Annotated in this window: 24 protein-coding genes and 2 tRNA genes; 24 read left to right on the forward strand and 2 right to left on the reverse strand. The window is 39.4% G+C overall.

Features of this window, described 5'->3' with window-relative positions; all coding sequences use genetic code 11:
* Window positions 1–159 precede the first annotated feature (159 nt).
* Complete coding sequence (locus tag ACYSN2_RS05300) at window positions 160–570, forward strand: hypothetical protein (RefSeq protein WP_461749217.1); 411 nt, start codon at window positions 160–162, stop codon at window positions 568–570.
* A gap of 34 nt (window positions 571–604) precedes the next feature.
* Here ACYSN2_RS05300 and ACYSN2_RS05305 read toward each other — a convergent pair whose 3' ends face one another.
* Entirely contained in the window at window positions 605–1,099 is a 495-nt protein-coding gene (locus tag ACYSN2_RS05305) for a type VI secretion system-associated protein TagO (protein WP_461749218.1), read from the reverse strand.
* 239 nt (window positions 1,100–1,338) lie between these two features.
* Between ACYSN2_RS05305 and ACYSN2_RS05310 the strand changes: the two genes are divergently transcribed.
* From ACYSN2_RS05310 to ACYSN2_RS05355, 10 genes are all read left to right on the forward strand, one after another.
* Window positions 1,339–1,749: a hypothetical protein gene (locus tag ACYSN2_RS05310; RefSeq protein ID WP_461749219.1), complete on the forward strand. Its 411-nt coding sequence runs from the start codon at window positions 1,339–1,341 to the stop codon at window positions 1,747–1,749.
* A 74-nt stretch (window positions 1,750–1,823) separates the two neighbouring features.
* The gene (locus ACYSN2_RS05315) at window positions 1,824–2,120 is read left to right on the forward strand and encodes a phage tail assembly chaperone (RefSeq protein ID WP_461749275.1); all 297 of its coding nucleotides are present in this window, start codon (window positions 1,824–1,826) and stop codon (window positions 2,118–2,120) included.
* A complete protein-coding gene (locus ACYSN2_RS05320) occupies window positions 2,113–5,034 on the forward strand; it encodes a tape measure protein (RefSeq protein ID WP_461749220.1) in 2,922 nt (973 codons plus the stop codon). The genes ACYSN2_RS05315 and ACYSN2_RS05320 overlap by 8 nt, the downstream gene beginning before the upstream one ends.
* Before the next feature lie 170 nt (window positions 5,035–5,204).
* Window positions 5,205–5,402, forward strand: coding sequence for a hypothetical protein (locus ACYSN2_RS05325; RefSeq protein ID WP_461749221.1), 198 nt, complete (start codon window positions 5,205–5,207; stop codon window positions 5,400–5,402).
* A gap of 8 nt (window positions 5,403–5,410) precedes the next feature.
* Window positions 5,411–6,196: a hypothetical protein gene (locus tag ACYSN2_RS05330; RefSeq protein ID WP_461749222.1), complete on the forward strand. Its 786-nt coding sequence runs from the start codon at window positions 5,411–5,413 to the stop codon at window positions 6,194–6,196.
* Between the two features lie 1,040 nt (window positions 6,197–7,236).
* The gene (locus tag ACYSN2_RS05335) at window positions 7,237–7,833 is read left to right on the forward strand and encodes a hypothetical protein (RefSeq protein ID WP_461749223.1); all 597 of its coding nucleotides are present in this window, start codon (window positions 7,237–7,239) and stop codon (window positions 7,831–7,833) included.
* A gap of 128 nt (window positions 7,834–7,961) precedes the next feature.
* Window positions 7,962–8,306, forward strand: coding sequence for a YgiW/YdeI family stress tolerance OB fold protein (locus ACYSN2_RS05340; protein ID WP_461749224.1), 345 nt, complete (start codon window positions 7,962–7,964; stop codon window positions 8,304–8,306).
* Between the two features lie 605 nt (window positions 8,307–8,911).
* A complete protein-coding gene (locus tag ACYSN2_RS05345) occupies window positions 8,912–10,714 on the forward strand; it encodes an amino acid ABC transporter permease/ATP-binding protein (RefSeq protein WP_461749225.1) in 1,803 nt (600 codons plus the stop codon).
* Window positions 10,715–10,909: 195 nt separating this feature from the next.
* Complete coding sequence (locus tag ACYSN2_RS05350) at window positions 10,910–11,839, forward strand: ABC transporter substrate-binding protein (protein WP_461749226.1); 930 nt, start codon at window positions 10,910–10,912, stop codon at window positions 11,837–11,839.
* A 213-nt stretch (window positions 11,840–12,052) separates the two neighbouring features.
* Window positions 12,053–13,033 (forward strand): ABC transporter substrate-binding protein, encoded by a 981-nt coding sequence (locus tag ACYSN2_RS05355; RefSeq protein WP_461749227.1) that lies wholly within the window; start codon window positions 12,053–12,055, stop codon window positions 13,031–13,033.
* 10 nt (window positions 13,034–13,043) lie between these two features.
* Here the strand turns inward: ACYSN2_RS05355 and ACYSN2_RS05360 are convergent, their stop codons facing one another.
* A complete protein-coding gene (locus ACYSN2_RS05360) occupies window positions 13,044–13,166 on the reverse strand; it encodes a hypothetical protein (RefSeq protein WP_461749228.1) in 123 nt (40 codons plus the stop codon).
* 153 nt (window positions 13,167–13,319) lie between these two features.
* On the opposite strand from ACYSN2_RS05360, the gene ACYSN2_RS05365 reads away from it, so the two are divergent.
* The 13 genes from ACYSN2_RS05365 (at window position 13,320) to ACYSN2_RS05425 (ending at window position 23,573) form a co-directional block, all read left to right on the forward strand.
* A complete protein-coding gene (locus ACYSN2_RS05365; RefSeq protein WP_461749229.1) occupies window positions 13,320–14,630 on the forward strand; it encodes an LLM class flavin-dependent oxidoreductase in 1,311 nt (436 codons plus the stop codon).
* 10 nt (window positions 14,631–14,640) lie between these two features.
* Window positions 14,641–15,276, forward strand: coding sequence for an NAD(P)H-dependent oxidoreductase (locus tag ACYSN2_RS05370; RefSeq protein WP_461749230.1), 636 nt, complete (start codon window positions 14,641–14,643; stop codon window positions 15,274–15,276).
* Window positions 15,276–16,508, forward strand: a complete 1,233-nt coding sequence (locus ACYSN2_RS05375; protein ID WP_461749231.1) for a M20 aminoacylase family protein — start codon at window positions 15,276–15,278, stop codon at window positions 16,506–16,508. The genes ACYSN2_RS05370 and ACYSN2_RS05375 overlap by 1 nt, the downstream gene beginning before the upstream one ends.
* An 86-nt stretch (window positions 16,509–16,594) precedes the next feature.
* Window positions 16,595–17,104 carry a GNAT family N-acetyltransferase gene (locus ACYSN2_RS05380; protein ID WP_461749232.1) on the forward strand — a complete coding sequence of 170 codons (510 nt, stop codon included), beginning with the start codon at window positions 16,595–16,597 and terminating at the stop codon, window positions 17,102–17,104.
* Window positions 17,105–17,294: 190 nt separating this feature from the next.
* Complete coding sequence (locus tag ACYSN2_RS05385; protein ID WP_461749233.1) at window positions 17,295–18,308, forward strand: MsnO8 family LLM class oxidoreductase; 1,014 nt, start codon at window positions 17,295–17,297, stop codon at window positions 18,306–18,308.
* A gap of 333 nt (window positions 18,309–18,641) precedes the next feature.
* Window positions 18,642–19,397: a 4-hydroxy-tetrahydrodipicolinate reductase gene (gene dapB, locus ACYSN2_RS05390; RefSeq protein WP_461749234.1), complete on the forward strand. Its 756-nt coding sequence runs from the start codon at window positions 18,642–18,644 to the stop codon at window positions 19,395–19,397.
* A 155-nt stretch (window positions 19,398–19,552) separates the two neighbouring features.
* Window positions 19,553–19,873, forward strand: a complete 321-nt coding sequence (locus ACYSN2_RS05395) for a hypothetical protein (protein WP_461749235.1) — start codon at window positions 19,553–19,555, stop codon at window positions 19,871–19,873.
* A gap of 362 nt (window positions 19,874–20,235) precedes the next feature.
* Window positions 20,236–20,658 carry an RNA polymerase-binding protein DksA gene (gene dksA / locus ACYSN2_RS05400; RefSeq protein WP_461749236.1) on the forward strand — a complete coding sequence of 141 codons (423 nt, stop codon included), beginning with the start codon at window positions 20,236–20,238 and terminating at the stop codon, window positions 20,656–20,658.
* Window positions 20,659–21,004: 346 nt separating this feature from the next.
* A tRNA-Ala gene (locus tag ACYSN2_RS05405) sits at window positions 21,005–21,080 on the forward strand.
* Between the two features lie 4 nt (window positions 21,081–21,084).
* Window positions 21,085–21,160: transfer RNA gene (locus ACYSN2_RS05410), tRNA-Glu, on the forward strand.
* A gap of 242 nt (window positions 21,161–21,402) precedes the next feature.
* Window positions 21,403–21,915 carry a disulfide bond formation protein B gene (locus tag ACYSN2_RS05415; RefSeq protein ID WP_461749237.1) on the forward strand — a complete coding sequence of 171 codons (513 nt, stop codon included), beginning with the start codon at window positions 21,403–21,405 and terminating at the stop codon, window positions 21,913–21,915.
* An 87-nt stretch (window positions 21,916–22,002) separates the two neighbouring features.
* Window positions 22,003–22,794 carry an ABC transporter ATP-binding protein gene (locus tag ACYSN2_RS05420; protein WP_461749238.1) on the forward strand — a complete coding sequence of 264 codons (792 nt, stop codon included), beginning with the start codon at window positions 22,003–22,005 and terminating at the stop codon, window positions 22,792–22,794.
* A 44-nt stretch (window positions 22,795–22,838) separates the two neighbouring features.
* Entirely contained in the window at window positions 22,839–23,573 is a 735-nt protein-coding gene (locus ACYSN2_RS05425; protein WP_461749276.1) for an MlaE family lipid ABC transporter permease subunit, read from the forward strand.
* The last annotated feature ends 46 nt before the right edge of the window (window positions 23,574–23,619 follow it).

The following is a 23,619-nucleotide window of genomic DNA, read 5'->3' on the forward strand; positions in this document are numbered from 1 at the left end:
TTTCTTAGTTGTTTAAAATACCCTCAAAAGTATTGATTTAACATGCTTTGTCAGGTGTTTGGTAGGTCGTTATTTGGTATAATAATGATAGGTTTTTACGAACGTATAGCCTACTTTTTGAAAGTTTAATAATCATGATTTATGAGGATAATGGATACTATGAGTATTGAAAGATTTAACAATGAGCGATTTGAATTAGCACGACCAATCACGCCTGTTTTTCCAACAGGGCAAGTGGCTGATGAAATTACCTTGTATGTGAAGTCCGTCAATTGTGAAGCGGCGAAAGAGATTGTTAAGGCAATCAATACCGATGTGACATGGACACGAGAAAAGGCGTGGGAAACGGGGAAATACGTTTATGATTGGGATAAGCGAAGAGAGCAGGATATTGACTTGGCATGCTCTTTATTGGAAGGCTTCACGGGATTGATAGAATACGGTACTGAGTTAGTTTTCAATGAAGAGAATAAGCGCCGGCTCATGACTGAGTATGATTGGCTTAGAAATCAGGTATTGGAACAATCTCATAAAGATGATCAGTACGAGCTAAAAGAACCAGTACATTAAAGAATAAAAGGGCATACAAGCCCTTTTTTTACGTCTACCAACCGCAAGTTTCTCTCACGAGCTTAATGGCATTGTCTAGACCTGTAATATCAAACTTTACCGTATAGGAATTATCATTAAATGGCGTAACGCGCACAATGAGGGATTCTTTGTTTATCATGCTCTTTATGAATGGAATCGATTTCGGCGAGAGGGTCGCCTTGTAGTTTGAAGATACGCTCCAAAGAGACGATTGAGCAAGATCGTTGTCAATTCTAGTAGTTATTTCTGTATCAGTAACGGAAATAAAGGTTCGCCAATTTATATAGGCTGTGGTTTGGTTTTCTTGGCATCTGATTACTAAGGTTGGTTTCTCCGATTTAAATCCGGAACCAATTCTATCCGAAGATTCTAGAGATAATACGACAGTTGGCGAGTCATCCATTGGGGATATGCTTTTCCTTTCATCCCACCTACCACTGTCTGCGAATGAGTGAGCAAGCAATGATCCTAAAATTATACCCGTAGCTGTAAGAGCTTTGATTCCCATGTTATCTCCATATTAGTAAATAGCGCCGACATAATCCCATGCTATTACATTTGCGCGTGTTTCAAAGCGATAATTGTTCTAGAAGTCTATTTGTTGGTAATTAGTTGTTAAATAAGGCTGTTTATTTTTGCCTATATTTACCCTAAATGTATAATAAAACCAATGTATTTAAAGGTTTTTTGTTTTATTGATCTAATCCTTATTTGAGATTAGATCATGTTATTTAGAGAGGGTATGAAATGGTAAATATTACGAGATTCAGTAGCGATAACTTTGAAGAGGGAACAGCATTTGTTCCGGTCTTTCCTGATTCCGGAGAGGCGATGGAGGGTGTAGAGTTGTGGATTAAATCCAGTAATTCGAATGTGGCCATTCCTTTGATTACAAGAATCACTAATAAGGCAGCAGCGCACCAAGCGCAATTGCAGAGAACAGGGAAGTCGAGTATTGATTTAGCGGATTCAGTGAAAGATGACATTGATCTAGCATGTGCTGTATTGGTAAGTTTCAAAGGGTTTACCGATGGTGATGGGAAGGAAATTGAATCATCGCCTGAAACGATTAAAGAACTAATGACTAAACATGCTTGGTTACGAGCACAAGTGCTATCAAAGGCGAATGACGCTACTTTTTTTTACAAGAGCGAGTAGATGATTTAAGGGAGTCTGTTCGCTCTGTTTTTGAGTTTTATTATAAGCCTCAGTTTAAAACCTCGTCCGGGAAGATAACTAAGTACGAGCATTTAAAAAGGGCATCCCGAGCAACCGGCAAGCTATTATCAGAACTTGAAAACCCTCCGACAGTTCTCCCTGAATTTATACACATATGGAAGTGGTTTACGGATCTTTCTCGAACTAGATCAAGTGGTTTCCAAGCAGAACCTATTACTCATCCAATGATGAGGGCTTATTTTGATCTTATGCTTATACGGGCAAGCCCGATAGAGATAGATGTACTTACGATTATTGATGATGAGTATTTGGCTTTAACAAGAGCAGTGGCAGGGGAAAAGAATGGTTGAACAAATTGGCATGAATATCTACGTTCAGTCTAATGGTGCGGATAAGGCGAAGATCAGCTTAGATCAATTAACCAAATCCGCTGAAAGGCTCGAAAAAGCAACCGGAACATATACTGATTCTCAAGGGCGATTGAGGGATAGTAACGGGCGGTTCGTAAAGTCTAATGATTCAGTAAATGCTTCAATCGGGAAAACGGAGCAAGAAGCCAAAAATGCTACCACTGCTTTAGGTGCGCTACAAAAAGCCTTTATTGGTTACGTGTCGTTTGCGCTTGTAAGACAAGTGGTCAATATGGCTGACACAATGACATCTTTAGGCTCGCAGATCAGATTTGTGACTTCTAGCATAGAAGAGGCGAGCGCTGTACAGAATGAGCTTTATTCTATTTCGAATAGGACGGTAGCAAGTCTTGAAGCGACAACTAATCTCTACACAAGAACAGCAAGAGCATTACAGGATGCCGGAAAAAGCCAAGCAGACTTCCTAAAGTTTACGGAAGCCACGAACAACGCTATGCGAATTGGAGGTAGGAACGCTACTGAGCAAGCTTCTGCGCTCTTACAGCTATCTCAGGCTTTAGGGTCGGGGGTTTTACAAGGTGATGAGTTTAGGTCGATTGCGGAGAACGCGCCTATTCTTCTTGATCTTGTAGCTCAGGAACTCGGCGTTGTTCGTGGAGAGGTTAAGAAATTATCCTCAGAGGGGAAGATCACAAGTGAGGTTGTCTTTAATGCTTTAACCAATGCTAGTGAGCAACTTAAGAAAGATGCCTCAAGTATGCAGATTACTATGGGGCAATCATTTCAAGTAATGCGTAACAGCATTATGAGAGTGACTGATTATGCGCTGAACTCTACCGGCATTATGGCAACTCTTGCCGGAGGCGTGGTATTACTCGCTGATAACCTAGAATTTGTACTGATTCCGGCGGTTGGTTTGGCAGGTGTAGCCTTAACAGCGATGTTTGCCTCAGCTACTAAGGCGGCCATAGCTTTTACTGCGGCATTAGCTGCGAACCCAATAGGATTAATTGTCGTAGGTGTAACAGCCGCAACAACTGCGCTTTATCACTTTAGAAATGAGATTGTGCTTAATCAAGAGCTAGGGCTAACGCTTGGCGATGTCGTTGGTGGCGCATTTGATTATATTAAAGAAACGGCCATTGCCGGATGGAATGCGATTAGTACAACATTCAGCACGCTGTATGAGAGTATTACCGGCAGTATCGGGGGATTTGAACTGACATTTACCGATGTGTTTATGGCTATTGCGAAAGTGGCACGAATGCCGGCAAACATAATCATTAATGCTTTTACTGCGGCCATTAATTTAACGGTTGGAGTCTTTAACAACTTTGCCGAGTTCATGCTAGTTACAGGTAAGACAATTGCTTATTACCTATTGAGCCCATTTGAGCTTGCTATTAATGGCATACAGATATTGCTTGAGGGTTTGGTTTCGGGATTATCCAATATTCCCGGACTTGGCGATCTCGAAGTAAATTTTGAGAGATTCAGCTTTGCTTCCCAGTTCGAAGGCGATGTAGATCGCATGAAGGAAATGTTGGTTAGTGGCATGGGCTCGGCTTGGGAGGAGGTTAAAGGATTAATCTCTAACGATCCTATCGGCGATGCGTTTGGATCAATTTTTTTTGGAGAGTATGCGCAAAATAGAAGAGATAATCGGTTAAAGGAAGATGAAGAGATTTCTTTTTCAGGAGGTGGTGGCAACTCAGGAGGGGGGAGAGGCGGTACCGGTGGTTTAGATCTTGTTAGTGCCTATACCAAGAAACTATCGAGCCTTTCAGATGAAACAGCAAAGCTTATTAGCCTGAATGCCCAATTATCTGCGACAGGATATGAAAGTCAATACAATGCGGCATCCTCATTAACTCACGAGCTACAATCGCAATCGAGTGTTCTTTCAAAGTTATCTGATGCTCAAAAGCAAATCCTCTTAATGAAAGCGGAAGAGTTAGACGCGCAAAAGCAGATTAATGAGATATTAAAGCTTGGCTCTGATTATGATCAGCGCTTGGAAGATATGGAGTTTGAGCTCACTTTAATGGGCAGATCCAAAGAGCAAATAGATGCGATGAGATATGCGCGTGAGTTAGAGAATCGGGCTAAATTGCTTTCCATTGGTATGAGTGAAGAAAATATTGCTCTACTCAATGAAGAGATCCAAAAGTATCTTGAGCTTTACGGAGTTCTTCAAAAGAAGAGAATTGAGCAAGAGAATAGTATCGGGCAAGGTGTAACTCAGGGAATGAGAAACTATACTGATAGTGTTGGAAATATGAGAGATCAGTTTGCTAATGCTACAACCGACGTACTAGGTCACATGGAAGATTTTCTGTTTGACTTTGCTACTACAGGGAAAGCGAGCTTTGGCGACATGACGGCATCCATATTAAAGGATCTATCTAGGATGATGATTCGCATGGCGATGATGAATACTATAATGAGTTTCTTTCCCGGACTTGGTAGAACAGGAAGCCCGGCACCAGTAAGAGATACAGGGATACTTCCAAAAGGATCTTTCTATGATGGTGGTTTTACAGGACCAGGTGGAAAGTATCAAGAAGCAGGTATTGTTCACAAAAATGAGTTCGTTTTCAGTAAAGAGGCAACTCAAAATCTCGGCGTTGATTACTTAAATCGATTACACAATACAGCAAAGATGGGGCGAGGTTATGCGAGTGGAGGATTAGTTAGCGGTGCTCCGAGCTTCTCCAAATTGCAGAATCAGCCACAAAAGAGCGAGCCAATTAACATCGAGGTGATCGTGAATACCGAAGATGGATCGGTCGAAACGAATGCCGGACAACTATCATCAAAGCTAAAAAGGGAAGTTAATGTGATTGTTGATCAGAGAATTGCAAAGCACAAAAGGCCGGGGGGAGGGTTGTAAGAAAATTGCCTGCGTTAGATGAAAAATGAGGAGAATAGACAAGGAGTGTTGTATTTTATAAATACAGAATAGTTTTACTTTTGTAACTGTTGCCGATAATATAATGCGTAGAAATACGTAGAAATACGTAGAAATACGAAAACATTAAATTTTATGGGGAGGGAAAAAGTATGAGATCTTTAATGAGAAAAACTTATTATCGTTTGTTTCCTGTTCAATATCCTCAATATTCGAAAGATATTAAGTCTGATGATACGTTTAGTGTTGGTGCGGATGGCTCCATCTCTTTAAATTATAAGAGTAAGGTAGTTCAAGAAGCGCTTTCCCAAAATATTGAAAAGCTACAAAGCATGAAAGAAGCGAAATAGTCTAAATTATGTGGGCTATTTTCGTAATATTTATGCTTGTGTGTGGCTACATGTATGTTGATGCCGACTTACCTTCAAAATATAAACTAAAGAAATCTATTGGATGGAATTCCTATTTTTTAGTAGCTGTTAAAGGGGCGGAATTCGTTCTTAAAGGCGGGATAATTTCCGTAATAATCATTAGCTCTATCTATATTCTTATGTTCTTGCTGAACTTACTGACATATGCTTTTGGTTGGTATGAACCTTTTAGCTTTGCATATTGGCTTATGGGGCAGACATTCTTAGAGTTGAGAGTGCCTTTTATTATTTGGGGCATAATAACTCTGATGATCTCCAAGATGGAAAGCGAAGGGTTGCGAGAATATTATAAAAAACCTGAAAATCGAATAAAAGGATTTAGAAAGATTGCTGAAAGCAATGCTGTAGAAGCCATCATTCTTGAATCATTAGATAATATGAAGAACGGAGTACTTCTTTTTGTGACGTTGAAGTCGAGAAAGGTATACATAGGTGTAGTCGATGGAGTGCGCTTCGAGAGTGGAGATACTAGCGACCTAGTACTAGTGCCATTTATATCGGGATATCGAGAGAAAGAAACACTAACTTTTTATAAAGAGCATGATTATTCTAAGATATATAATGAGATGGGGATGTGGTCTGGTAATGGTCCTCTCACAATCCAACAGTTCAGAATAGTTATTCCAATGGGGGAAATAGAAGCATTATCTCTCTTTCATTTAGATGTGTATGATAAGTTTCAAGATAAAAAAAGAGCTATGACTTTGGAATAAATAGCTTCCGTTTATTCAGTATAAATTAAGAGCTACTTTTATTATTGTTGGTAAGTTTGTTGGTAAATATATTGATGATGCTTATAAAAGATAGTCATACCAATGCTACTCAATGATAGATCTAATCTCTCCTTTTCCGCCAAATATGATAAACCCTTAGCTTTTTAGCTAAGGGTTTTTTACGTCTGAGATGTGATGGAATCTTTGATAGAGATAGGTATTTTGTAATTTTAGGTATGAGGATTAACAATCACAAACAGTTACTGTTTGGGCTTTGTGGCATTCTTATTTTTATACCAAAAAATAAAATGTAGAATTCCTAAACCTCCATGTCCATAGAGATAGAGTTCTATGAGAAGCGTGAGAGATTTGTGAATGTTTTTGGCCTCAGGAGCAAGTGAGGATCCTTGAGACCAAAGACCAAACCATATTAATCCAGAGAAGATGACAAGGAATAATGCCCCTAATCCTAATCCTAATCCTTGAACCGCAGGGGAAAGTCCCTCGGGAGAGCTATCTGGTAGATGTCTTTTTAAGAGTTGTTTGATATCACTATTAAATTTGTGAAAAATTTCCCCAGAGATATGGGTAAAAATATTTCAATCCTTCGATGATATGAATCCATGTGAAAATATATGTATCACTGAATTTTGGAATCGTTAGATCGTTAGTGCCCTGCATCCTAATTGCTGACGATGATTTGATTGATCACCATGAGCAACGTGAGGATGTGTAAGATTCTTATGCCTGGTGTTTGATACTTTCCGAAAAAATACCAAATAGATTTGAAGAAGTTCATGCTAAGAGATCCTTGAAATGGATTTTATATATCTTTGTTGTGGCGATAATAGGGTTTTGAGGAGATGAGTTTCGTGATATTGAATAAATTTTTTGCTAATAAAAGGTTGGAAATATAAAATATCGTAAACATATATGCAATCATCGTAATGAATCAGTGGCATATATCTTTATACTAACAATAAATGTAAAATCATGAAAAGTCTTATCTCGGTTATATTATCAAATATAGGATATTGAGAATGAACAATGAAACTTGTTATATGTGTCATCAAGTAGCTGCAATTTCAGAATATATGTTACCAAGACATCTGTTTTTTAGTGAACAGGGATTATTCGATAAAGTTGAAGATTATCGAAATAGCATGGTTTATGTACCATCTTGTATAGAACATAACCATGATAAGGTGCTCGATGATGAGCATCTTGCTAGTAGTGTTTTAATGAGTATGGGTAAACGAGAAATGCCTTTAATCTCAATATTGAATAAAAGCATTGTTAAAGAAGTTGATCGACATGAATTAAGTCAAGAACGAGTGATCGCCTCTTTAGAGAAGCGGGTTAGAGGACTTTTTTATGATCACTTTCATGATAAATTTTTAGACAAAATCTCCTTATTTTCATCATGTATTCCGGGTCAAGATTCTGACCTTAATATTTCTCTGAAAGTTTGTGAAGAGATTTTGGATAAAGTGAAGATAGAGAAAGAAACGATAGAATTAGGAGCTGTTCCGGATATCTTTTCTTACACATTTGTTGAGCTAGGTGTACGCGAAATTGCCTTGGATATGCTGTTCCACCAAGAATTACGAGTGATAGCAATCCTACAAAAAGAGTGAATCTGTAATTCACCCATATTTATTCAATATTAATAATTCTCTTAAGATTTACTTAAGTTTTTTATAGTTTAATACCCACTTAGAAAGCGAAGTAGAAGTCCTCATTAAAATTGCTCTAGGGAATAAATATGAAAAAATTAACATTAATGACCGCTCTTATTTTTGGTTCATCCATTGCTTTTGCTCAATTTACAGGTCCAAGTGTTGCGGCAGATAATCTCGTGACGGTACAAGAAGCATTACAACTGAAAGATGATACGATCGTTTCGCTTGAAGGAAATATCGAATCACATATTGGTGGCAAAAAATATCTATTCAAAGATGCAACCGGTACGATTGAGTTGAAAATTAAGCGAGATATTTGGAATGGTGTAGAGGTTAGTCCGCAAAACACAGTTGTCATTTATGGTGAAGTGGATACTCATAGAAGACGAAATGCAGATATTGAAGTAGATCGCATTATCGTAAAATAAAGACTGATAAATGATTTTCTGAAATAGCGTTTAAACAATAACAGATCAAGAAACCCGCTTAGGCGGGTTTTTTTATGCCGGTAATAATCATCCTGCCAATAGACATTGGACGTGATGATGTATTTTTTCGAAATGCTAAAGAATTTTTAAAGAACTTTTAAAGCATTTCTGATGCACTTCTAAAGTATTTGATTCTCTTTTTTTAGATTTATTTGATGATTTTTTGCGAAAACTTCAAAAAATTTCTTACCTATAAACCATTTCCGTATGTTTTTCGATCATCTTCATTTCATCAATGATTCAAGCATTCTGAGATTTTTATCAGTAAATCATTATTGATAAAACTCTTTAGGATTTATTCGATTTTATTTTACTTTTTGTAAAGATGTGCTTAAATGAATCATAGCTTGTTTATATTACATATATGTTTGGTATATATTATATTTAACCTCGTAAAATAAGCTTTATACAATAAAGGACGATGAAAGAGTGAAGGGGATTTCAGGTAGCAATTCGCATTTTGCAGATTGATACCTTTAAAAAAATCCGTCGGTTTCACTTTGTCAGTTGCCAATAAATATGGATGAATTGAGAAGGGAAGATCTATGTCTATATCGAGAGAGTTAAAATTGGATGTGCTGGAAAATCACCAGCCACAAACGAATCATGGATATGAAAATTATCGTGTTGTGCCGGCTCGTTATCCGATGCGAAATATTGGCACGGCATTTGCCACGATTTTGATTGCGCTCATTCTCTATTCTGTATTTACCAATCCAAAATGGGGTTGGGATATTTTCGGGCAGTGGTTTTTATCAGAACCGGTGCTTGTCGGATTAAGTAGAACGATTTTATTAACGATTATTGGCGCAGTATTAGGATCTATTTTAGGAACATTATTAGCATTAGCGAGAGTTTCTAAATCTCCGGTATTATCAGGATTATCTTGGTCCTATATTTGGTTAATGCGTGCAATTCCGCTCATTGTGTTGCTTCTGTTATTAAATAATATTGGCTATCTTTATGAAAGCGTTCGCATCAGTAACCCAATCACCGGCACGGCGTGGATTGATTATCCGATGGTTTCACTTTTAACGCCTTTTGCGGCGGCGATTATTGGTTTAACACTTAATCAATCGGCATTTTTTGCGGAGATTGTACGAGGCGGAATTTTATCGGTAGATCATGGTCAGCATGAAGCAGCTGCAGCACTCGGTCTTTCCAAGAGAACACAATCCCTTCGAATTGTATTGCCGCAAGCGATGAGATCTATTTTGCCAACGGGATTTAATGAGATTATCGGTTTAGCGAAGGGAACATCGATGGTTTACGTATTGGCATTGCCGGAGCTTTTCTATACGGTTCAAGTGATTTATCGCCGTAACTTAGAAGTGATTCCGCTCTTAATGGTGGCAACGGCTTGGTATTTAGTGATTGTAACGGTGTTATCCATTATCCAACATTATATCGAGCGTTACTATTCTCGTGGCGCCGTTCGAAATACCGTATCGCTGCCATTTCAACGCCATATTAAAAGAGCAGTGGAATCGATTTTAGGTCGTCCAGATTCTGCAAAGCTCTATGCAGAGTTTCAACAAGAAGTCGCAACGATTCAAAATAGCGCGGTATCTCATTTCAATATTATTTCTGGCGCCGATATTAAAATCGACAATGTTTCTAAAAGTTTTGGTCATAACAAAGTGCTTGATGACATTAGTTTATATGTACCAAAAGGCAGTGTGACGGCGATTTTAGGACCATCAGGTTCAGGGAAATCTACATTACTTCGCACCATTAATCATTTAGAAAGTGTCGATGAAGGCTTTATTGCCGTAGATGGCAATCTCATTGGCTATGAAAAACAGGGCAATGTGCTTTATGAATTGAAAGAGAAAAACATTCTGAAACAGCGTACAGATATTGCGATGGTTTTCCAAAACTTCAATCTGTTTCCACACATGACAGTTCTTGAAAATATCATTGAAGCGCCGATCAAAGTGCGCGGTGCAAGCTATGAAGAAGCGACAAAAAGCGCCTTTGAATTATTAGCAAGAGTGGGATTATTAGATAAAGCACAAAGCTATCCACGCCAATTATCGGGCGGACAACAGCAACGCGTTGCCATTGCAAGAGCGCTGGCACTGAAACCAAAAGTGATCTTATTTGATGAACCTACTTCGGCATTAGATCCGGAATTAGTGGGCGAAGTGCTCGATATTATCCAAGAACTTGCACAAACCGGCGTCACAATGGTGGTGGTCACGCACGAAATGGGCTTTGCGTACGAAGTTGCCGATACGATTATCTTCATGGAAGCTGGGAAAATTGTCGAGAAAGGGACACCAGATGCGGTGTTTAATCATCCGCAACACGAAAGAACGAAAGATTTTTTACAGAAGGTTTTGTAACAAAAAATTGAATGATGCCAAGGAAGATCATTTGAGAAATGATGAAAAAGTAGTACATAAAAGCAGTACATAAAGAGTAGTGAATAAAAAAGCAGTCAATAAAAAAAGCAGTCAATAAAAATAATGGACAACAGAAGTAAATCACAATATTAGACAAAAAATACCGAGCTATTCGGATTAGGGGAAAGAGATCTTATGAAAAAAAATAATCATAAATGGCTTCAGGGCATTGCTGGAATTTTACTAGGCACAACGCTGAGTACATTTTCTGTCGGTGCGGAGATTGATCTCAGTATTGAACAGGAAGCTAGACCTAGAGCCGAGTTTAGTGATATTCGCGCCAATGAAGTGAAGGATGCTAAATTTGTGAAGGATGGATATTTCACGGTAGGAATGACGACTTCTTCCACATTACCGCTTCATGATTTTGCCATTGATGCGAAAACAATTATCGGTTTTGATATGGATTTTGCGCTCGCAATTGCCGATTCTATGGGTAAAGAACTCGATGTGATTAGTATTGCGTGGGCAGATTGGCCGTTAGGACTTTCAAGCGGGAAGTTTGATGCCGTGATTTCTAATGTAACGGTGACGGAAGATCGTAAGAAAAAGTATGATTTTGCCACTTATCGTAAAGATGATATCGGCATTTATGTCAGTAAAAATAGCGCAATTACAGAAGTAAAAGAACCGAAAGACGTTGCCGGATTAAAGGTCATTACAGATTCTGGAACGAACCAAGAGAAGATTTTATTAGAGTGGGATCGTCTAAATGTCGAAGCAGGATTAGAGCCCATTGAAGTGCAATATTATGAAGATAAAGGCTTGCAAGTGATTGCGATTGAAAGCGGTCGAGCAGATGCAATTTTCGGTGTGAATTCTCTACATGCGTACCTATCGGCAACAACGAATAAAACGAAGCATGTAGGAACTGTAAACGGTGGTTGGCCATTAACGGCAGAAATTGCGGTAGCATTTCCAAAGGGCTCTGAGTTAGTAGAACCTGTTTCCAATATTATTAATGATTTTGTTGAAAGTGGCCTTTATTTAGAGATTTTAGAACGTTGGGCATTAGAAACTGAAGCTGTCGAAGAATCTGTGATTAATCCCCCAGGATTGCCGTAATAATGCCGGTATTTTACCACTAAGCAGTAAGAAGATTCGAGGAAGAATGAGTGTGACTGACATTAAATCAGGTGCGATCCTTTATAGGAAATAACAGAGGAAATACCGCATTCTTTCTCATGGATCATCAATATTCATCATAAAAATCAGTCATGAAGTATTCAGTAAGGAAATATTAAAAGTACTGATTCGAATATCTGAAAAGGAGATTACATGAGTTATTTATCAAGATTTCAATTACAGCGCTTTCAATCCGTATCATTACTGCAACCACTTTTACGAATGGTATCGTATTCCGTGTTAGCACTTTCAGTAGGAATGGCGCAGGCACAAGAGAAAGAAATTTACGATATTTCTGCCGAACAAAAAGGGCGAATTCATGTGGATAAAAATGCAGAAGCCATTGCCTTAATTCCAGAAAACTACCCATTCGTCACAAAAGGAAAACTCACAATTGCCGTAGCGCCGAGCGATCCGCCCATTACCTTTTATGCATCCGATGCACAAACTCCGATAGGCGCGGATCCTGATTTTGCATCGGCCATTGCCGAGAGTTTAGGATTAGAATTAGAGCTTGTGTCGATTCCGTGGATTGATTGGTCTTTAGGGCTTTCAAGCCGGAAGTATGACGCCGTTTTGGCAAATATCGGCGTGACGGAAGCTCGAAAGCAGAAGTTTGATTTCTCCACCTATCGTGAAGGATTACATGGCTTTTATGTGAAAAATGGCAGTGATATTCAGAAGATAGAAACACCTAAAGATGCGGAAGGTTTAAGAATTATTGTCGGAGCCGGCACCAATCAGGAGCGTATTTTACTTCGCTGGAGCGATGAGCTTGTTGCTGCAAACTTAAAGCCTATAGAGTTGCAATACTATGATGATGGTGCAACGACTCTTCTAGCATTACAAGCAGGCCGAGCGGATGTGACAGTACAACCCAATGCTAGGCTTATTTATTTTGCTGCAAGAGATGGCAATATTCATTCAGTCGGTACTTTGAGTGCCGGTTGGCCAGATCGATCTGATGTCGCCGTTGTCACTCGTAAAGATAGCGGATTAGCAGCGCCGATTACATTTGCCATTAATACGTTAATTGAAGATGGCGCGTATCAAAATATTTTAGATCGTTGGCATTTAGGCGAAGAAGCTTTGGAGATTTCCGAAACGAATCCACCGGGATTGCCACTTGAATAAGGAATCTTCATTAATAGATTCGCTGTAATAGAGAAGTGGCAGTAGATAAGATTTGTGAGCGACCATTCATGACTAAGAACTCATCTTGCTGGCACGGGATTTCTAGAGGAATGCAAGCATTCGACCCAGCCATGAATCAGCTTTTGTAATGCAATAACATGTTTTAAAAACACTTTTAAAAATATTTTTTAAAACGAATTTCACACCATAAACCAAAGATACTTTTAAAGACAATGAACTTTAGGAGCGGGGGATTCTGCGCCTAAAAAAGAAGGGGAAAGAGACAATGAGCGAGAAGAAAATTAATTTTGGCGTAATGTTAAATGGTGCCGGTGGGCATATTAATTCATGGCGCCATCCTGCATCACTTTCAGATGCGAGCGTGAATGTGGAATATAACATTCGCCTGGCAAAAGAAGCGGAAAATGCCGGCATTGCATTTCTATTTGTAGCAGATGGGCTCTATATCAACGAGAAATCAATGCCGCATTTTCTCAATCGCTTTGAACCATTAACCCTTCTTTCGATGCTTTCTGCGCACACTTCTAAAATAGGATTGGGCGGTACGGTTTCTACCTCTTATAGCGATCCTTTTACGATTGCACGTCAGTTTGCTTCTTTAGATCTATTAAGTGGCGGAAGAGCGGCTTGGAATATTGTGACAACGCCGTTAGAAGGCACAGCGAAAAACTACGGCAGAGCACATCCGGAGCATAGTTTACGTTACAAGATTGCCGATGAATATATTCAAGTGGTACAAGGATTATGGTCCTCTTGGGAAGAAGATGCGTTTGTTCGTAATCGAGAAACAGGACAATTTATTGATGCGACAAAATTGCATCGTGTGAATTTTAAAGGCGAGTTTTTCAATGTAGAAGGACCGCTTAATATTCAAAGATCCAAGCAAGGAGAACCTGTGATTTTCCAAGCCGGCGCATCAGATTCCGGCGTGGATTTTGCCTCACAATATGCCGAAGCGATCTTTAGTAATATCCCGCATTTAGAAGAAGCAAAAGCGTATTACGCCAAAGTGAAAGCGAAAGCAGAAGCACATGGTAGATCGCCGGAAGATATTAAAGTATTCCAAGGCATTAGTCCGATTATCGGCGAAACAGAAGCGGAAGCTGAAGCGAAATATCTCGCGATTCGTGATCTTGTGGATATTGAAGATGCGCTTGCGTATTTAGGGCGTTATTTTGATCATCATGATTTTGGGCAATATCCCTTAGATGAACCCTTCCCAGAGCTTGGCACAATTGGCGAAAACAGTTTCCGCTCTACAACGGATCGCATTAAACGAGAATCCAAAGAGAAAGATTTAACGCTTCGAGAAGTCGCCCTCAATGAAACCACTCGCAGAAGTGCATTTATCGGAACGGCAGATCAAATCACCGATCGTTTAATCACCTGGGTGAATGAAGGCGCGTCGGATGGTTTTATCCTCTCATTCGCCGTGTCATCACAAGGTTTTGACGATTTTAAAAATTATATTTTGCCTCGCTTAACGGAAAGAGGCTATTTCGATCCGATATTGCCGGCAACAACCCTTCGAGAAAACTTAGGTTTGCCGGTAGTGCAGAACCGTTATCGAGATTAAGGAGAATATTATGACAAAATTAGTGACATTATCTGGCAGTTACGGCGATGCTTCGAAAACCGGCGGATTAATTAATGCGATTGCCAATCGTGCGGTAGAAAAACATTATTTCTCTCTCTTTCAATATGATATGGCGGACTTAGGCGCATCTTTGGGGCTTGCGAAAAGCGTCAATGATTTGGAAGTCTCCGCGCAAAAAGTGATTGACCAAATTGCGGATGCCGATGCGTTAATTATCGGAACGCCGGTGTATAAAGGTAGTTATCCTGGGCTTTTTAAACATTTTATTGATCTATTAGATCCCGATATTTTATATGGAAAGCCGGTACTTCTTGCCGCAACGGGCGGCGGAAATCGTCATGCGCTTGTGGTAGAACATCAACTCAGACCACTTTTGGGCTTTTTTATGGCGCATAGTTTGCCAACGGCGATTTACGCTTCTTCACAAGATTATTCTGAAAACCAAGAGCTAATCAATCCTGATATTTTGCAGAGAATTGCGCAAGCTGTGGAGGAGTTTACGCCCTTTGTGACAAGGTCAGCCGCGAATCAGCCGGAAATTGTGGAAAATGATGAGTTCAAATCCTTTGATCGCCGGATATTCCAAACCATTGGGCATTCCTTGAAAATCCAAGGAGTGAATTAATGACAACGGCGTTAAACGACAATCGCGTCAATCATGACAATCACGGCAATCATGAAAAGAACGACAATCATCGGGCAATTTTGAAGGTATTAGAACGAGATATTGCGGAGTTTAGAACGATTCGACATAAGATTCATCAACATCCTGAACTTGCTTTTAAAGAGATTCAAACGAGCGAATTGATTGCCGACTATTTGCGAAATTTGGGATATGACGTTGCCATAAACATCGGGAAAACCGGCATTGTTGCAAGCTTGAAGAAAGGCGATAGCGATAAAAGTATCGGCATTCGAGCAGATATGGATGCGCTTCCCATTTTGGAAGAAACAGGACTTGCGTATGCCAGTAAAAATCCCGGCGTAATGCATGCTTGCGGGCATGACGGGCATGTTACGGTAGCGCTTGCGGCGGCAAAAGCGCTTGCGGAAGCCGGCGATTTTAATGGCACGGTGCGTTTTATCTTTCAGCCGGCAGAAGAGATTGGCTTAGGCGCAAAGCGCATGATTGATGAGGGCTTATTTACCAAATTCCCCATCGATCGTATTTATGGTTTACACAATTGGCCGGCATTGCCGGTAGGAAAAGTGGCATTTGTAGAAGATGCGGCGATGGCTTCTGTGGATTTTTTCAAAATCAAGATTAAAGGCAAAGGCAGTCACGGCGCAGAACCTCAAAACGGCATTGATCCTGTGACGATTGCGGCATATCTCATTACCTCTTTACAAACCATTGTTTCCCGTAATGTCAGCCCAAAAGAGATGGCAGTTTTAACGGTCGGTTCAATTCAAGGTGGCAATGCTGCGAATGTGATTCCAGATGAAGTGACATTGCAATTAACGTTAAGAGCTTACCGAGAATCTGTGAGAAGTGTGATGAAAGATCGTTTAAGAACGTTAGTGTTTTCACTCACGGAAAGCTTTGGTGCGAAAGCTGAGATTCAAGAAACCGCAGGATTTGCGGCAGTTGAGAATCATCAAGAACCGCTTCAGTTTGCATATCGAACGGCGCTCCAAACGTTGGGCGCAGAGAACATTGAAGCCAATTTCTCGGCAAGAACGGCAAGTGAAGATTTCTCTTTTCTATTAGAGGAAAAAGAGGGTGCTTTCTTATTTGTAGGGAACGGCGATAGCGCAGCGCTACATAACCCAAAGTATGATTTTAATGATGAAGCGATTATTCCGGCAGCGGCATTATGGGCAGGAATTGTAGAGCGCTATTTAGATGCACCATAAATATAAGATAGCCATAAGAATAAGAGATAACTCAAAGAATGAGCTTAAGAAAGCATTAAGAAGAAGAGAATAAAAGGACTAAAACCATGAGTGATGAATTTATTTATACCTCAATAGATGATCCCAGAGCGAAACCATTGCGAGATGCTTTAACGGAGGAATACGATCGCCGTTATGGAGATTTTTATAAACAAGAAGGTGCTATCGCCGAAATGGATCGCTATCCGGCATCAGATTTTGCACCACCTTTAGGGAATTTTGTGTTGTTGGTGCGAGATGGAGAAACCATCGGCGGCGGCGGTTTTAAATTCTATGATGACAATACCGCAGAACTGAAACGAATTTGGACAAGTGCGAATCATCGCCGGCAAGGATTGGCAGCTAAGATTTTAGTGGAACTTGAAACTCAAGCGATAAGACAAGGCTATCAAAAACTCTATTTAACCACAGGGTTTAGGCAACCCGAAGCCGTTGCGCTCTATCTGAAGCATGGCTATCAGAATCTATTTGATCTTAACGATGATTTTGAAGCCCTTCGAAAACTGCCTTTCACAAAGGATATTTCACACCGAAATATCGAACTCATTGCTGGTTAAGAAGTGATTGCGGAATCAGAAGGAAAACTCAAAACGAAAGCCTTCCACTGCGGGCGAGGGATTACCAGAAGCATGCAAACATTCCCTCCCGCCGCAAATCGGCTCTAAGAGATTAAAACCAACAATGATATTGAAATATGAAAAATAGAGATATCAGAACAGAAATAAAGAACACTGGAGAAAACACATTATGGTTTATGAATTAAGCGTATTGGATAAAAGTCCGTTGAAAGAATATGGTTCCGCTGAAGAAGCATTAGCGAATACGGTAAGACTGGCACAAACTGCCGAAAAATCAGGATTTAAACGATTTTGGGTTGCTGAGCATCATCATTCAGACCGCTTTGCTTCAAGCTCTCCTGAGGTTTTGGTAGCGTATCTGTTGGCAGCAACGAAGCAGATTCGTATTGGTTCAGGTGGCGTGATGTTGCAACATTACAATCCTTATAAAGTGGCGGAATTGTTTAATGTCTTAGCGGCGCTTGCGCCGAATCGGGTGGATCTTGGGGTTGGTAAAACGCCGGGAGGATTGCCGGCATCAACGAAAGCACTTCAGGCAGAATTCTCGGAAGAATCTCGTTTTAGTTTTGATCAAAAAGCGACATTGTTGAGCCAGTTTTTAGGCGGGAACGCTATTAAAGAGGGCGATTTTTCGGGACTTGCGGCAACGCCGAAAGTGAAGCATAAAGCGCAAGGGTTTCTCTTAGGCGCAAGTGTTGAAAGCGCACAATTTGCGGCGAAGTTAGGTTGGGAGTTAAGTTATGCGGGACATCTGAATGGTGGCGATCAGAAACTTCGGGAAACGCTCAAAGCGTATAGTTTGGCGACAAAGGGAAAAGTACCGTTGGTAGCGCTTTCTGCGGTAGTTGCTGAGAGCGAGAAAAAGGCGAAAGAGCGAGCAAAAAGTATCGTCACCTATAAAATTCATTTTTCAGATCATAGAACCTATTCGCTTCCTTCTCATGAATCGGCAGAAGAATTTGCGAAGCAGTTAGGGCGAAAAGATTACCAAATTGAAAAACACGCAGTACAAGTGATTGCCGGCACGGCGGAGTCAGTAAGCCGAGATCTCCGTGCGTTATCGCAAAAGTACGGCATTCAGGAATTTATGTTGGAATTTCCAAAAACTACCATTGAAGAGCGAATTGAAGCGATTGAATCATTAGGTGCTTATCGCCATGAGAAAGAGTATTTAATCGCTTAATCCTCTCTATAATCGCCGAGGGGAATCTGTTTAGGGAGATTTAAATAGTCGTTAAAGATGATACGTCGATTGTGGAAAAAGATTCATAGTAAATAGTGAATGAATAAGCGTATTTGAACGTATGTATATAACACATGTATATATTTAGAGTGGACTTTGAAAAGATCATTTTCAAAGTCTTTTTTGTGGATGCATTTTTTCAATAAGAGCGGTGAATCGCGCGGGGATATCGTGAAATCATTGGGATATGAAAAATATTGCATTTTTTTAAAAAAGTAAGGTAGGCTATGAAATCTAGTTTATTTTATTGAAATGATACTAAAAGGAATGATCGTGAGTAAAAACGTTGGAATTATTGGTATTAGCGGACGAATGGGGCAGGTCCTCAGTCAGGAAATTACTGAGAAAGCAGGATTAACATTGGGCGTTTCTTATAGTAAAGAACTCTCGGATAAAGTGAGCTTAGAAGCAGTTTTTGCCGGCAATGATGTCGTTGTGGATTTCTCTAATGCAGAATTAGTGGAATCTGTGTTAACTGCCGCATTACAAAATCCAAAACCCTTAATTATCTGCACAACAGGTTGGGATCAAGAAAAACTTCAACCAAAGATTGATGAGCTTGCTGCAAAAACATCGGTGATTATTGCGACGAATACGAGTATTGGTGCGGCAATTCAGCGTTATATTGTGAAGGTTGTGGCAAAAGCGCTTGGAGATGATTTTGATATTGATCTTCATGAAAAGCATCATCGTTTTAAAGTCGATAGCCCATCAGGTACGGCAAATACGCTTCTTGAAGATATTCAAGCTGTTAAAAAAGAAGCGAATGATCAGGATTTTGAAACCTATACCGTTGGAAATACGGCGCGTACAGGGAATTTAATCGGTGTTTCATCTACCAGAGCGGGCTCGATTGTTGGTGAGCATGAAGTGACGTTTACAAGCCTTGAAGAGCAGATCACCATTAAACATACGGCATTTGATAGAGCGCTTTTTGCCAAAGGCGCATTGAAAGCAGTGGAGTGGAGTATTCAAAATAGTAAGCCGGGTTTATATACGATCTTTGACGTGTTATCTCTCAAGGATTAATGATTAATCTCGTAAGATGATGGAATAATCGATGCTTTAAGAAATCCTTAAGAAAGTTTTAAGAAAATCACTTTCTAATTTAGGAAGTATTTTGAAATACTCACATACTGACTTAAGAATGATAATCCATCATCTTAGTATTGTAGGAGAAATAGATGAGCAGACAATTATATATCAATGGAAAACCAGCATCGTTATTGCAACGAATTTTAGCGGTCATTATCGGCATTGGGGCTTTAATCTTACTAGCCTTCTTTGGATTAGCCATTTTAGTGATCGGATTAGGTATTACAGCAGTATTAGGAATCTTTTTCTGGTGGAAAACACGTAAAATTCGTAAACAATTTAAAGAAGAGCTGAATAAAGCGAACAATCAAGCATCCCAATCCCCCTTTTCGGAAGCTCAAAATGTCAATGATATTAAAAGTGGAGAAAAGAAAGGAAAGCTTTATGAGGGAGAATATAAAGAATTGTAGACTTAGCTCATTGTTTTGAATGTTGTTTTAATGATTAGTATCTTTTTGTGAAATGTTAATGTAATATTCTGCTCCTATAATTAATGAGAAAATTAATAATATAACTCTTTGAATCTGTTAAGAAGTGCTAATAAGCGCATTAAACAGGCGCGCAAGGGGTTGTATTTTTTTATTCTTATAGGTAAATTATGTAATCTAATCTATCTTTAGATTAACTGAATAATGTATAAAAATATTATTTAATAAATTAAATGGTAAGCATTAATGTTTATTAAGAGCTTACATTCTATCAATGTAATATTTTATTGGTATGGCATCTAGTTCTTATTTTGAGATAAAAGAAGAACAGAGAGGGGATTTTAATGAGTAATCAAGAGTTTAGTGCTTTCAAACCTTATGAGATGAAAGAGGGCGAAGAGTATATGAATGAAGCCCAACGTGAGCACTTTAAGTTTATACTTGAAGGCTGGCGTGAAGCATTAGTTCAAGAAGGTGAAAAAACTGTAAACAATATGCAAGATGAAGCGTTTAACCTTCCAGATCCGAATGATAGAGCCACTCAAGAAGAAGGGTTCTCTCTTGAATTAAGAACAAGGGATCGTGAAAGAAAACTTTTATCAAAAATTGAAAAGACACTTCGTAGATTAGGTTTAGACGATTACGGTTTTTGCGATACTTGTGGAATCGAAATTGGAGTAAGACGTTTAGAAGCGCGTCCAACAGCTGAACTTTGCATCGATTGTAAAGAAATTGAAGAACAAAAAGAGAAAGCAAGATTAAATTAGTTCGATGCATGAATCTTATTGTTTAAGGAGAGATATTAGAATCTCTCCTTTTTTATTGCCGCATTAATTTCTTTGTAGATTTATAGATTTTCAGAAATTAGATAGAAATTACGGTTGTAGATACATAAAATCAGGAAGTTAATAGAATATTTGTCTTTCGACTTACGAACCTGAAAATAGGCAATTACAATTAGTTAGAGTGAAATAACAAATGGTTGTTTTTTAGGGTAATGCCGGTATTTCCAATATTAAAATTTTGTGTGTAATTTGTATTGAAATTAAGCAAATGATTGATTGACAAAAAAATGGAAGTTTTCTATTATACAACTCCTCAGACAACATGTCTGGGGCTATAGCTCAGTTGGTAGAGCGCTTGCATGGCATGCAAGAGGTCGTCGGTTCGATTCCGACTAGCTCCACCATTAAGTCCCTATCGTCTAGAGGCCTAGGACACTGCCCTTTCACGGCGGCAACCGGGGTTCGAATCCCCGTAGGGACGCCATATTTGAAAAGCCTGCATTAAACGATGCGGGCTTTTTTAATTCTTGGGATAACTTGTGGATAAGCCGTGAGGGATATCAAATTTTATCATGTGGGATGTGAAAATAAGGCAGGCTAAATAGTTATAGATCATTTAGTTAATGTCTTTTTTGAAAGGGCAATAACAACTGATTTATCTGAAGAAGTTATCCACAAAACATGATAAGATATTTAATCCTTATAACCGTGAAAAGGGTGCTGAAGATGTCTCCACGTCGATTGTTTTTTATCTTAGGCTTTTTGCCTCTCATAGCATTAGCTTTTGCGAAGTTTTATTTAGAAGATATTCAATTATTAGAACCATGCCCATATTGCATGTTACAGCGTGGGGTCATGGTATTGTTTACGATTGTCTTCTGGTTGAGTGCCATTTTTGTCGGGCAAGGCTCTCGATTTTTTTCATCAATCTCCACAATACTAATTTTAGCGGTCGGCGCTTTAGGGCTCTATTTTTCAGGAAAGCATGCCTTACTTCAGTTAAATCCCGATAACGATAGCTTGGGTTGTACACAAACGACCTTAGCGATTACGGAAGTATTTGATTATCAAATTGTGAAAGATATTCTGATGAGAGGCGGGGATTGTAGCGTTATAGAGTGGACATTTATGGGGCTTAGTATTCCGATGTTAACTGCTATTTTCACGGTGTTTTTAGCGCTTGTAGGAATTTTTGTGAGTATTTCTGCAAGAAAACCCGCAAGACTTTATAAGTGGTAAGTTTAGATTATTAAAAAAAGCGGATAACTAATATCGCTAAAAGAGCCCTACAATTGAAGGGATACAAGGATTAGAGGATAAGTATTCATGCGGGAAAGCATAATTAAATTAGAAGATATTCATTTATCTTTTGGTGAGCGGACAATTTTTAAGGATTTATCATTAAAAATTCCTGCAGGAAAAATCACAACGATTTTAGGTCCTTCAGGTTCTGGTAAAACAACGCTTTTACGCTTATTAAGCGGGCAAATTATTCCTCAATCTGGGAATGTAGAATTGATGGGCGCAGATGTTGGCGCAATCTCTACGAAGAAACTTTATGAGATTCGTACAAAGATGGGCGTTCTGTTCCAATCAGGCGCGCTGTTTACCGATATGACCGTTTACGATAATGTCGCTTTTGCTCTAAGAGAACATACAAAGCTTGATGAATCGATGATTAATACGCTCGTATTAATTAAGCTTCAATCGGTGGGTTTAAGAGCGCTGAAGGATTACTATCCATCACAGTTATCCGGCGGACAGGCAAGAAGAGCGGCGCTTGCAAGAGCGATTGCATTAGATCCTGAGCTTCTTCTGTATGATGAGCCTTTCACAGGACAAGATCCTATTTCCATGGGTGTTTTGATTCGTTTAATTCAAAACTTGAATAAAGCGCTCAATATAACAAGTGTGATTATTTCCCACGATGTGGAAGAAGTTTTATCGATTTCAGACAACATCTGTATTTTGGGGGAAGGGCGCATTATTGCTCAAGGTACGCCGGAAGAGATACGTCATCATGAAGATGAATGGGTGCAGCAATTTATTAATGGAAATGCTGATGGACCGGTGCCATTTCATATTCCGACTAAACCATTAGAGGAGGTTTTGTTTTGAGTAATGTGATTGTTGCAACGGGAGAGAAAACTCGTGAAATACTCATGCATGTGGGAGAAGTTGCGAGATTATTGGTAAATATTCTTCTTAACTCTTGGTATATTTTCAAAAAACCCTTCCTATTAGTGCGCCAAATTTATCAATTAGGAATTTTATCGTTACCGATTATCCTCCTTTCTGGATTATTTGTCGGAATGGTGCTCTGTTTCCAAGCGTATGTGAATCTGATTAACTTCGGGGCAGAAGCTTCTGTGGGAACCATTGTTGCTTTAGCACTATTTAGAGAATTAAGCTCAGTATTAACAGCGCTTCTTTACACAGGAAGAGCAAGCTCTTCATTAACTGCCGAGATCGGTTTAATGCGGGCAACAGAGCAGTGGGCAAGCTATGAACTCATGGCAATTAACCCTGTACAATATATTTTAACGCCCCGTTTTTGGGCGGGCGTGATTGCTGTTCCGATTCTTGGATTGCTTTTTAGTGCCGTTGGAATTATTGGCGGATATGGCGTTGCGACGATCTCTTTAGGGGTTGATGGTGGTGCTTATTGGTCGCAAATGAAGTCAGGTGTCGATTTTGGAATCGATATTGGGCTTGGAGTAGTTTTAAAAAGTTTTGTTTTCGGTATAATATCGAACCTTGTTGCGCTTTATATCGGATTAAAGGGAAGAGCGACGGCGAGTGGAATTGCCCGTTCAACAACCGATACAGTAGTGATCTCTTCGTTACTAATTCTAGTAGCGGATTTCCTTTTAACTGCGATGATTTTTGGAGTATAAATTCACGGAGTTATGTTTTATAGCTTTTGAATTTTCTTCGAAGTCA

This window comes from Ignatzschineria sp. LJL83 (genome assembly GCF_054871845.1).